At 62.6% G+C, this 11,363-nt stretch carries 14 protein-coding genes; 10 read left to right on the top strand and 4 right to left on the bottom strand.

The genetic code is table 11. The features are described from left to right. Positions 1-150 precede the first annotated feature (150 nt). Positions 151-561, top strand: a complete 411-nt coding sequence (locus JCM25156_RS04805) for a glycosyltransferase family 2 protein (protein ID WP_025812319.1) — start codon at positions 151-153, stop codon at positions 559-561. 18 nt (positions 562-579) lie between these two features. Further along, the gene (locus JCM25156_RS04800; RefSeq protein WP_025812318.1) at positions 580-1,446 is read left to right on the top strand and encodes a glycosyltransferase family 2 protein; all 867 of its coding nucleotides are present in this window, start codon (positions 580-582) and stop codon (positions 1,444-1,446) included. Here the strand turns inward: JCM25156_RS04800 and JCM25156_RS04795 are convergent. Beyond that, positions 1,395-2,522 carry an acyltransferase family protein gene (locus JCM25156_RS04795; protein WP_025812317.1) on the bottom strand — a complete coding sequence of 376 codons (1,128 nt, stop codon included), beginning with the start codon at positions 2,520-2,522 and terminating at the stop codon, positions 1,395-1,397. The two genes, JCM25156_RS04800 and JCM25156_RS04795, sit on opposite strands and share 52 nt — an antisense overlap. 30 nt (positions 2,523-2,552) lie before the next feature. Here JCM25156_RS04795 and JCM25156_RS28650 point away from each other — a divergent pair, with 30 nt between their 5' ends. The 8 genes from JCM25156_RS28650 (at position 2,553) to JCM25156_RS04760 (ending at position 9,449) form a co-directional block, all read left to right on the top strand. Further along, entirely contained in the window at positions 2,553-2,894 is a 342-nt protein-coding gene (locus JCM25156_RS28650) for a hypothetical protein (RefSeq protein WP_148299325.1), read from the top strand. Then, on the top strand, positions 2,879-3,958 hold the full coding sequence (gene galE, locus JCM25156_RS04790) for a UDP-glucose 4-epimerase GalE (RefSeq protein WP_025812316.1): 1,080 nt from the start codon (positions 2,879-2,881) through the stop codon (positions 3,956-3,958). The genes JCM25156_RS28650 and galE overlap by 16 nt, the downstream gene beginning before the upstream one ends. Before the next feature lie 97 nt (positions 3,959-4,055). Continuing rightward, the gene (locus tag JCM25156_RS04785) at positions 4,056-5,600 is read left to right on the top strand and encodes a flippase (protein ID WP_025812315.1); all 1,545 of its coding nucleotides are present in this window, start codon (positions 4,056-4,058) and stop codon (positions 5,598-5,600) included. A 185-nt stretch (positions 5,601-5,785) separates the two neighbouring features. Then, positions 5,786-6,649, top strand: coding sequence for a hypothetical protein (locus JCM25156_RS04775; RefSeq protein ID WP_025812314.1), 864 nt, complete (start codon positions 5,786-5,788; stop codon positions 6,647-6,649). Between the two features lie 122 nt (positions 6,650-6,771). Further along, on the top strand, positions 6,772-7,026 hold the full coding sequence (locus tag JCM25156_RS04770; protein ID WP_025812313.1) for a hypothetical protein: 255 nt from the start codon (positions 6,772-6,774) through the stop codon (positions 7,024-7,026). A 313-nt stretch (positions 7,027-7,339) separates the two neighbouring features. Continuing rightward, positions 7,340-7,696, top strand: a complete 357-nt coding sequence (locus JCM25156_RS28645) for a hypothetical protein (RefSeq protein WP_148299324.1) — start codon at positions 7,340-7,342, stop codon at positions 7,694-7,696. Next, complete coding sequence (locus JCM25156_RS04765) at positions 7,654-8,349, top strand: hypothetical protein (protein ID WP_025812312.1); 696 nt, start codon at positions 7,654-7,656, stop codon at positions 8,347-8,349. The genes JCM25156_RS28645 and JCM25156_RS04765 overlap by 43 nt, the downstream gene beginning before the upstream one ends. A gap of 257 nt (positions 8,350-8,606) precedes the next feature. Next, positions 8,607-9,449 carry a 23S rRNA (adenine(2030)-N(6))-methyltransferase RlmJ gene (locus tag JCM25156_RS04760; RefSeq protein ID WP_025812311.1) on the top strand — a complete coding sequence of 281 codons (843 nt, stop codon included), beginning with the start codon at positions 8,607-8,609 and terminating at the stop codon, positions 9,447-9,449. A 21-nt stretch (positions 9,450-9,470) separates the two neighbouring features. Here JCM25156_RS04760 and JCM25156_RS27065 read toward each other — a convergent pair whose 3' ends face one another. The 3 genes from JCM25156_RS27065 to JCM25156_RS04745 form a co-directional block, all read right to left on the bottom strand. Further along, positions 9,471-10,004, bottom strand: coding sequence for an RNA polymerase factor sigma-54 (locus tag JCM25156_RS27065; RefSeq protein ID WP_025812310.1), 534 nt, complete (start codon positions 10,002-10,004; stop codon positions 9,471-9,473). Between the two features lie 35 nt (positions 10,005-10,039). Then, positions 10,040-10,801 carry an RNA polymerase factor sigma-54 gene (locus tag JCM25156_RS27060; RefSeq protein ID WP_025812309.1) on the bottom strand — a complete coding sequence of 254 codons (762 nt, stop codon included), beginning with the start codon at positions 10,799-10,801 and terminating at the stop codon, positions 10,040-10,042. 11 nt (positions 10,802-10,812) lie between these two features. Beyond that, positions 10,813-11,363: HoxN/HupN/NixA family nickel/cobalt transporter (locus tag JCM25156_RS04745; RefSeq protein ID WP_025812308.1), on the bottom strand; the 551-nt coding region annotated here is incomplete at its 5' end.

Raw genomic sequence — 11,363 nt, 5'->3', positions numbered from 1 at the left:
ACAACCGGGCGGGTCGCTGGGCCGATGGGGCGAAGGGGCCGGGCCGTACGGGCTGGGCTGGACGCCGGCCGCACTGCTGGATGACCCGCGCATCAATAACACCACCACCCAGCCCGCCCTGCAGCCGCATGGAACGGTTATGGCTGCAACATGGCCTATCGCCTGTCCGCCATCAGGGCAGCGGGGCTGCGCTTTGACGAGCGCCTGCCGCTTTACGCGTGGTACGAGGATATTGATTTTTCCCGCCAGATAGGGCGGCTGGGGCGCATCGTGCGGGCCAACGGGGCCAAGGGCGTCCATCTGGGCAGCAAACTGGGGCGCACGCCCGGGCGCAGGCTGGGTTATTCGCAGGTCGCCAACCCGTTATACCTGTCGCGCAAGGGAACTTTCCCCCTCGATCATGCGCTGCGCAGTATCGGGCGCAATATCGCCATGAACGCCCTGCGCAGCCTGTGGTCCGAACCCTATATCGACCGACGCGGGCGGATCGTGGGGAACTGGCTGGCGTTACGCGATGCGCTGCGTGGCAGCCTCTCGCCTGAAAAGATACTGACCCTGTAGCCGAGAGGGGCCTTTCCCATGTTCTTTTCACTTATTGTGCCGACACTGGGCCGGGTTGCGGAACTGCGTGCGCTGCTGGACTCCCTGACCCGCCAGTCCCTGACGACATTCGAGGTCATCATCGTTGACCAGAATGGTGACGACCGCCTCGTGCCGGTCATAAACGATTTTATGAACAGGCTGAACATCACGCATCTGCGCAGCACCGTCCGGCAATGCAATCACGCCCGCAACATCGGGGCCGGGCGGGCGGTGGGCGATATTGTCACCTTCCCCGATGATGACTGTGTTTACACCGATAACGTGCTGCAGACCGTCAGCAGATTGTTCGCGGATGCGGGCAGGCCCGATTTCATTACCGGCTCCGTCCTGACGCTGGAGGGGCGGCCCGGAAAATCGGGGCGCTGGCACCCGGTCGAGACCGCCATCAACAGCCACAATGTGTGGACCTGCCTGATCGAATTCAATTTCTTCATCCGCCGCACGGCTTTCAACGCTGCGGGCGGGTTTGACGAAGGCGTGGGGCCGGGCACGGATTTCGGCTCGGCCGAGGGGCAGGATCTGGCGCTGCGCCTGCTGGAAGGCGGCTTTTCGGGGCGGTATCTTCCCACGCTGCACATCATGCATCCCGACAAACCCCTGGCCCTTACGACCGCGCGCGCCTACAGCTATGGGGTGGGAATGGGGCATGTCATGCGCAAGAACCATGTTGGCATGACCACCATGGCCACCTTCCTGCTGCGCTCCGTCATGGGCAGCCTTGTCTATCTGCTCAGGGGGGATATTCCCCGGGCCCGCTATTATTTACTGACATTCCTTGGCCGGATCAGGGGCTATCTCTCGTTACGCGCGGGCGCGGTGACGCCGGCTCCCGCCACCGGATAGATCGCGCGGCCCCGGGGAAAGGCCGCATCCCCACCGCCACGCCTGCGTGAAAGGCACGCCCGCACGGGTTCATCAATTCCCCTGAGTACCGCAAGCGAGACCCCAAGCACGGTTATGCCGATCAAGGGCATTTCCACCATGGGCATGCGGTGATGGGTCGCGGCCTGAAACAGGCCATTGACCCAGCAGAAGACCGGATAATGCAGCGCGTACAGGGGATAGGAAATTTCCCCGCCCCATAGCGAAAGCCGGGCCAGACCGGGGGATAGGCGCACGCGCGCGCCCGACAGGACAAGCAGCGGGGAAAACACGGTTATCCAGACCATTTCCACACCGCGCGAAAGCCCGACAGGCCACATGAACACCATGGCCATGATAGCCATGCAGGCTGCGAACACGGCCGGGTTGACCATAAAAGCCGGACATGACGGGGCAAGGCGGTACAGGCCCACCCCGATGAAAAACGAAGCCCCGACCCGTGGCAGCCCGCTCCAGAAAGTGGCGGGAACATCCCCCCCCAGCCCGGTGACATAAAGCAGCGGAACACATGACACGATCATGCCAAGGGCCAGGTAGCGCTGGTCCACACGGCGCAGACGCCACCAGAACAGGTTGATGAACAGTTCCAGAAAAAGGGAGTACTGCGGCCCATTGAGCGGAAAAACCTGCGGCCCGCCCAGCGCGTGCGGCGCCCATGGATAGGGAAGATCCAGCAACGCCAGCGCAACCGCCACAAACAGCGCCAGATGCGGAATGTCCGTACCGGCAAGCCGCCCACGGGCGACGACATAGGCCGCGCCGATCAGGGTGGCCACAACAATCACGGGCATGAGCCGGACAAGGCGGCGGCGGAAGAACTGCGCCATGGACAGTGATTTCGGCCCCGTCATCCGCCCCCCATATGACAGGGACAGCACATAGCCGCTTAGGCAGAAGAACAGATCCACCGCAAGGCCGCTATTGACCGCAAGGCCGGGCACATCCAGCCAGTGCCCGAGGTGATAGACCATGACCGACAGGGCCGCGAACCCGCGCACCCCGTCCAGCGCCGCGTAATGGTGCCGTGGACCATCCATGTTCCGCTCCCGTTACGGATCATGTGACCCATGATCCCCGCTACGAAACAGGCCGCCACGCACAAAGATTTTCCATGCGGGGAAAATATTTTTGTGACGATACCGAAAGCATACACGACACATGGAAAACCGGGATGGAAATACTTGTGTACCGGATGGTTTTTCTTGCCCTATGCCCACGCCCTGCTCCGCCAGGACAATAAATTCCTGAAATATGGCAGCCCGCCGTGCAACCCGGGCCCCCCCCGCATCGTTCGCGAAGTGCGGCCCGATACAGAACCCGATCAAGATACCCCGATCAAACCACAGGGACGCGCCCATTTCCTTCCCCTTGCAACAGACAGGAAAAAACAACGGTGCATTACCTGGTGACTGGGGGCGCCGGCTTTGTCGGCAGCCATGTAGTCCTTGCCCTGCGCGACGCCGGTCATTCCGTTGTCGTGTTCGACAATCTCAGCACGGGGCACCGGGCCGCACTCCCCCCCGATGTGCCGCTGATCGTGGGCGACCTGTCCGATCCCGCGCGCCTGAACACCGTTATGGAATACGAAAGGTTTGATGCGGTACTGCATTTCGCGGCACTCTCCCTCGTGGCGGACAGCATGCGCGCACCGTTTACGTACCTGCGGCACAATTACCTCAATAGCCTGCACCTTGTTGAACTGTGCGTGCGGCATTCCATCCGCCGGTTTGTATTTTCCTCCACCGCCGCGCTGTTCGGCACCCCCGAACAGCAGCCGATCATGGAAGACGCCACGGTCAATCCGGGCTCCCCCTACGGAGAAAGCAAGTTCCTGATCGAACGGGTCCTGCACTGGGCCGAAAAGATCCATGGCCTGCATAGCGCCTGCCTGCGCTATTTCAATGCCGCAGGCTCGGACCCCTCCGGCCGCGCGGGGGAGGACCACCGCCCCGAAACCCACCTGATCCCGCTGGCGATCGACACCGCCCTTGGGCGCAGGCCACGGCTGTCCATTTTCGGTTCCGATTATCCCACCCCGGATGGCACATGCGTGCGCGACTACATACACGTCACCGATCTTGCCCGCGCCCATCTGGCGGCGCTGGAACAGATCGGGACACGCAGCGTGACCTACAACGTCGGCAATACGACCGGCTTTTCCAACCTTGAGGTCGTCCGCTCGGTCGAACGGGTTACGGGACGGCGGATCGACTGGTGCGGGGCGGACCGCCGCCCGGGGGATCCGGCCATCCTGATCGCCGGATCGGAGCGGCTGCGCAGGGAGACCGGATGGACCCCACACATCGCGGCCCTGGATGATATTGTGGAGACCGCCTATCGCTGGCGGCTGGCCCATCCCGATGGCTATGCCCCCCTCCCTGCCATGCAGGATGCCCGCGTGGAAAGCCGCCCCGTCCCGGCTTTTTCCGTGCCCCCCGTTGCGACGGCCATGCACCCGCCCGCCCCGTCCTGACCACCGGGAAACATGGTGCGGCCGCGGCGGCAGGTGGCCCCGGTGTTTTTTCCTTTCGTGGCGAAAGCCATCGCTAGACGGGCAGGATCCCATATCCATGACACCCACAGACCTGACACGCCTGACCCGTATGCAGACCGTCCTGTTCAATGCCGGGTGGAACATGCTGGGCCGTATCGGGCCGGTTGCCGTCGCCCTGCTGGTGACCCCCCCCCTGATCGTCCAGCTCGGGCTGGCCCGGTGGGGGGTGCTGACCATTGCGCTCAGCCTGGTGGGGACGTTCGGGATATTCGATTTCGGGCTGGGCCGCGCCCTGACCCGCGCCATAGCCGAACGCATTGGCGATGGCCGGGAAAAGGAATGCGCCACGCTGGTGCTGACGGGCATCGTGGCCCTGGGGCTGCTGGGGCTGGCGGGCGGCGGCATTGCGGCGATGGGTGTGCGGCTATGGGTCTATCACGGCCTGAAAATTCCGGCCGCGCTGCAACACCAGACCATGGTGGCCATGTGGGTCCTGTGCGCCACGGCCCCGCTGGTCATGATAAACGCCGCGATGTGGGGCGTCATGTCGGCCTATCAGGCCTTTCGCACCGCCAACCTCATCAACATCCCGATTTCGGTCATGTACTATCTCGGCCCCCTGCTCACCCTTCAGCTATGGAACAGTCTGGTGGGGGTGATGCTGATGCTGGCGCTGTGCCGGGTGGCGATGACGGTGGGGTATGGGTGCGTGTGCCTGCGGATCATGCCCGCCCTGCTGACCGCCCGGCCCGATTTCGGGCTGCTGCGGCCCCTGTTCAGAATTGGCGGCTGGATGACGCTATCCAACCTCATGTTCCCCATCCTGTCGTACATGGACCGTTTCATGATCGCGACGGTGCTGTCCGCCGCCGTGACCAGCTATTACACCACGGCATTCGATGTCGTGGCCCGCCTGTCCATGATCACCATGGCGGTGACCAGCACGGCCTATCCGGCCATGGCCGCCTCCTGGCGCACCGACACGGTGGCCACGACCGCGCTGTACCGCAACAGCATCCTGACAGTCCTTGGCCTGCTGTTTCCGTTCTGCCTGCTGGGCGCGCTGTTCAGCCACGATATATTATCACTCTGGGTGGGGGCCGATTTCGCGCGGCACAGCACGCTTATCATGAAGTGCCTGAGCATCGGGGTCTTCTTCTTCGGCATGGACGCGGTTGCCGCCGGATTTCTGGACGGGATCGGGCGAGCGGAAATGAACGCCATCCTGTCGGTGGTCGAGGTTGCGGTCTATATTCCCCTGCTGCTGGTGTTCCTGCACTGGTTCGGGGTCAATGGCGCCGCCTTTGCATGGGCCAGCCGCAGCCTTGTGGACTGCGTGGTCCGCATCGGGCTGGGCATCCGCCTTTATCCATCGCTGGCGCAGGTCGTGCGTCATCTTGTGCCCATGGCCCTGATCGGCCTGGTCACCATGGGGCTGGCCCTGCCCCGCACCACCTGTCTGGCCAGCAGCCTGATTGCCGCGGGGGGACTGGCCACGTTCTACGGTGTCCTGTGGACGCATGGACTGGCCGAGGAAGAAAGAACATCACTGCGCAACACCCTCTCACGGGTCTGGACGCTGGGGCGGCGGAACCTGCGCTGGCGGCGATCCGCCGGGTAAGAAACAATCAAGGTTTTCGGGCGCCGCCTTTTTTCAGGAAAGGCGGTGCCGCCTGAAGCTGGCCGCGCCCGCAAGGTCCGTCATGGGAGTGAAGAACAGATGAAATATTCGATTTTCCTTGCCATTTTAGGGTTTGTCGCCCCGCTGGCCGCCGCGCGGCTGATGACAGCGCCACATTGCAAACCATGCTGAACGGCTGTTACGCGGGCACCCATGGCTGTCTGATCGACCTGCAGGGCACCACGAAAAATCTGACCAGAACCCTGAAGATCAACCCCGAACTGGTCACGATCCGCAATGCGACATTTGAATGCCGGATGACATCGGGCACATGCCTCTACATCTCCCAGGACGGATTTCCCCATCATGACTGGGTCAGGACCAACCGGCTGGAAGGCATTACATTACACGGAAACCGCTCAATTGACGGCATAACCATGAATTATACTGGAGATAACAACTATAACGTCAATGCCGCCATGGCGCTTTTCAATGTTTCAATTCAGGGTTTCAATCATGGCATTTCCTTCGGCAACAATGTCTGGGGGGTGGACATGTTCAATGTCATGATCGGGAATGGAAATATTGGCATTTACACGCAGCCGGGCACCCATAACGCGGGGGAGCGTTCAACATTTTCCGGCGGCACGATCTATAATAACGCCATTGCCGGGATTGATGAGGAATCATGCTGGGAATTTGATTTTGAAGGCACCAGTTTCGATTTCAACGGCCAGCAGATGATCCTGCGCGGTGGCACCTCCTTCACCGGCCACATTGAAAACGCCGATACCGGCAAGCCCGAAATCGTACTCGGCGCACTGGAGGGCGTACCGGCCGGATCACTTTACATGAGTGCGGGATCAAGCATCACGGTCGATGGCTGGAACCCGAAACACCCCAGGCAACCCTGCTTTGTCGAGACAAGCCTGCCCTACAACAACCTCAAGATTCCCGCCCTGCTTTACGGATTTGGGGGCACCCGGGGCGCCGTATGCGGACCGGGGAAGGTGGTGACGTGGGACGGGCAACCCTTTTCAAACAACTAGGCGGCTGCCTGAAAAGCCGGTCCATCGTGCCGTTTGCTGTCAGCCCGGTTCCGTGTCAGTGACATTCGTGCCGGGTGATCCTAAGATATGCTGGCTGAACGGCAGAATGACAGGACAATGCGATGATAGACCATATCCGGCAGTTTAACGGTGGCCGAACACTTCTCATGAATGCCGGGGCCTTCTTCTGCATTGTTGTCATGATGGGCATCGCCAATCTGGTCTGCCGCTTTGTGCTCCAGACGGACATGTCCTATCTGGTGCCGTGGCTCATCAGCGCCCTCGGGGTTTATTTCTTTGTCCCCTCGCTTATCCTGTGGATCGCGACCGGAAGCCCGTCCGGACATGACAAGGTGCCGGAAACAGACCCGCTATAAACTGGCGGTAGACCGGCCTGTACCGATCGGGACACCGGTGCAGGAACGACCGGACAGGCGCGGCATACATCGTCGGGCAAAGCATCATTGCGGCTATTTCCATACCCCGCGCGCCTTACCACCATCATCGGCCGCATTGCAGGGCTACGGAGCCAGGAAATCATAAGGCATCACCTGCCGTCTTTCAGGCATGCGGATTACGACAGAACAGGTTTCCGGGCAGACTTTAATCTTTTCCTTACCATCTTCATGCCCACATGTTGCGGCAGGGTCCGGCACGAAACTTGCGGCCCCACCCATGATGGAACATTGCATGACCACGATTAACCCCACGTCTCCACAGGCCGTTTATCTCTCGCTTATGGAAGCTGGCAATAATCGTGACGTGTCAACGGCATCAGGCACCACCCCCTCCGCATCCGGCATCAGTGACGATATCGTCACCCTCTCCGCCGAGGCCATGACAGAACTGGCGCAGGCCGCGGACAACGCCACGGACCCGCGGATAGCCGATTATACCCGGTTCTTTCCCACTTCCGCCGATACGGACGCCACGGCCCTCGGCTGGGGGCTTTCGATCCGGCGGCCATGTCCCTCTCGTCAGGTCTCTCGCCACAGGAAATCGCCATGGCGGCGCGGGCCAGCATGGATGTCGCCTATGCCGCCCTGACCGATGGGGACAGATCCCTTGATGCGGACGGGCGCTATGCCATCGTGCGCAATACGCTCATGGCCGGACTGGACAGAACCGCACTGGCCGCCGTCAGCACGAACGAAGGCGGCCTGTTTACAAGAACCGAGCAGAATGACGCCCGGACCCTCATGACCCGGCAGGAAGAACTGGCAACGGGCCTGTTCCATGAAGCCTCGAACCCCCTGTCCCGGCCTGTTGACATGCGTAAGGGGCTTACCGGTCTGGAAAGGATAACGGCGGATATCGCCTTTCTTGACAAGGCGGGCAGCTACGAAACCAGCACCGCCGCCTGGGCGTTCAGCCGGGCCGCGGCCCAGGTGGTTTATGAAGGGGAAATGGCAGCCCGTGGCGAGATTCCGGACAACACGCTCATCAGCGAATTCAGCTTTATCCTCATGCTGGCAAGCTCCATGACGATAGCCCAGAAATTCGTGCGGTACAATACCCCGGCGGAGCGGGCGCAACACAATGATGAAGATGAAGCGACCCTGCTGAACCAGCTTGATGACGTGCTGGCCAGAACCCGTAAGGAACTGGGGTTCCACCCCGACCGCGCGCGGCACATCTGCGCACAGGCGCGACGTCTGGCCACGCGCCAGACGCCACAGGCGCGCCGGTGGCCGATCTGATCCGGGCGTTCCATGCCATAGCCACACGGCAGGCCCGACAGGCGGGCCTGTAATCAGGCAGGCTGATACCGCGCGAAGGGCGCAGAGATAACCGGGCCGGGTGTGGGGCGGATACGGTTTTGTCGTGCCGGTCAGGCGTCCGTCGCGGCCTGATCCGGGTTGCGCCGTTGTGGCATAAATCATTTGCCCCGGATGGAAAAAAGAGCCATCCAGTGCGGGTTCCATAAGAGAAAACCAGTATCCGGGGCAGGGCCGCATTGAACTACAGACACAGCTACCACGCCGGTAATTTCGCCGATGTCATGAAACATGCCCTGCTGACGGCGCTGATCGACTCCCTGTGCCGCAAGCCCGCCCCTTTTTCGGTTCTGGATACCCATGCCGGGATTGGCCTGTACGACCTGTCCGGCCCCGAGGCCCAGGCGACAGGGGAATGGCGCGACGGCATTGGCCGCGTGCTGGACGCCCCCGAAACCGCCCCGGCCCTGCGGCACTGGCTGGAAATTGTCAGGACGGTTATCGGTGAACATGAAGGCCGCCTGTTCTATCCCGGATCACCCGACCTGATCGCACGGCTCCTGCGCCCCGGTGATACCCTGACCTGCTGTGAACTTCACCCGGAAGACCAGACGCACCTGCGGCGGCTGTTCCGGCATAATGGCAGCGTATCCGTCCATGGGCGCGACGGATATGAAGCCATGACCGCCCTGCTGCCACCCAGGGCGGCGAAACGCGGGCTGGTGTTCATGGACCCGCCCTTTGAACGCAAGGACGAATTCCAGCGTGTGACGGGCGCCATCATTACGGCGCGGCGCCGGTTTCCCGCCGGGATTGTCGCGGCATGGTACCCGATCAAGCACCGCGCGCCCACGCGGGCCTTCCTGAACGCGCTGAAGGATGCCGGGCAGCGAAATCTTCTGGCCATGGAACTGACGCTCCGCCCCCCACTGGATCCCGCGCGCCTCAACGGCAGCGGGCTGCTCGTCGCCAATCCTCCGTTCCGGTTTGATGAGGTGGCCCGCGATATTCTGGCGGCGTTACGACCCTGTCTGGGCGATGGCGAGACGGAAAGCAGCGTAGAATGGATCGTGCCGGAATAAAGACCCGGATCGGGCCTGTTCCTACCCTGCCCTGCCGCGATTTATCCTGTAGTTCTGCCGCCGCTCGAAAGATGAGGCAATTCCCAGCATGCGCCGGTACTTGACGATCGTGCGCCGGGAAATGGAAAAGCCGCTCCGGGCCAGAGCCGCGACAATCCCGGCATCGGACAAGACGGTATCGGCTGATTCGTTTTGCACCAGACGGCTGATATGCGCGCGGGCGGCGGCGGCGGCGCGTTCGGTGCCATCTTCCGCGCCAAGTGCGGCCGTAAAAAAGAATTTCAGCGGGTACAGACCGCACGGCGTCACGATATGCTTGTTCGCCACAATACGGCTGACGGTGCTTTCATGCAGGCGCACATCCTGCGCGATCCGTTTCATGCTGAGCGGATGCAGCCCCTGCGGTCCCTGCTCCAGAAACCTTTCCTGACGGAACATGATATGCTGGCCCACCAGCAGCAGGCTGCGCCTGCGGCGGTGCAATGTATGGGTCAGCCACCGCGCATTGCTGATCCATTCCGCCATGCGGGCCTGCGCCCCGTCCCCGCCGCGCATGGGCCGTACGCGGCATCGGTCCAGCAGGTCCGTATTCAGGGTGACGCCTGCCTGCCTTCCTCTCCCGTCATGACATGCCAGCCACCGCCTGTCAGGCGCATGACCACCAGATCGGGCAGGCGCGCCGATAGCGGGGGCGCGCTGTCCTCCTCTCCCGGGCGGGGGTTGAGCCGGCGCAGTTCGTCAATCATGTCCGCCAGATCATCCGCGTCCACGCCACAGACGGCACGCAGGCGCGCCATATCGCGTTTGACCAGCAGGGGCAGATTGGCCAGCAGGGCTTCCATCGCGGGATCGTAACGGCCGCGTTCACGCAACTGCACCGTCAGGCATTCGACCAGCGATGTCGCCCCCACCCCAACAGGATCAAGCCGCATCATGCACTGGCGCACGGCCTCGACCCGCGCGCAGGCCACCCCGGCCTTCCGGGCGAGAACCGGCACATCCACGCCCAGCCGCCCGGAATCATCCAGCGCGTCCACCAGCATCACACCCAGACGGCGGTCGGTCGCATCCTTCAGGGAAAGTGACAGATGCCGCAGCAGCCGCTCACGCACACCGGGCGCATGGGCCGGGATGCGCGCCGTCATATCCCCCTCCGCAGGGCCTGTCATGCGCCATTCGGCCGTGCGGGGCGTATCCGACCATTCAAGGAAGGGGTTGTCATCAACCTGGGCCGCGACGAACCGTTCCAGATCCGCATGCGAAAGTTGCAGGATACGCAGGGTCTCGCGCATCCGGGCCGTAACGGCCAGTCCCTGCCGATGGCCGACTTTCTGGACAAGTGCAACCGGCACGGCTGCCTCCGTTACATACGCGACGTAAGCCGGGAGGCCGCCGCCTGCCTTACGGCCGGGCGCGCGATACGGTTGATGAAGACCGCCGCCCCCCACAACAGTATAAACACCAGCAGGATGACCGCACCAAATGCCGGGAAATGCGCACTGACCACCGCAAGCCCACGCGCGAGCGGACCGGTCCACCCACCCAGTTCGCCCAGTTTCTGCCCCAGCTCAACCATGCCGACCGCCCCGGCGGTCACGATGGAGGTGAGTGTGATGGCCAGATTGTACACCAGACGCCGCCGCCCCGAGCGCGCGCTCCAGCCATAGGCACGGTACATCAGCACGGCATCCAGCGTATCCACCAGCGCCATGCCGGCTGTAAAAAGCAGGGGAAAGCTCAGCACGCCGGCCAGTCCCAGCCCATGCGCCGCCTGTACCGCCGCCATGCCCAGCAGGCCGATTTCGGTTGCCGTATCAAACCCCAGCCCGAACAGGAACCCCAGCGGATACATCTGCCACCCCCTGCCGATCAGGCGGAAAACCGGACGGAACAGCCAGGCCAGCGGACCACCGG

The sequence above is a fragment of the Komagataeibacter kakiaceti JCM 25156 genome, assembly GCF_000613305.1.
This window is presented reverse-complemented; position numbering and strand designations above follow the sequence as displayed.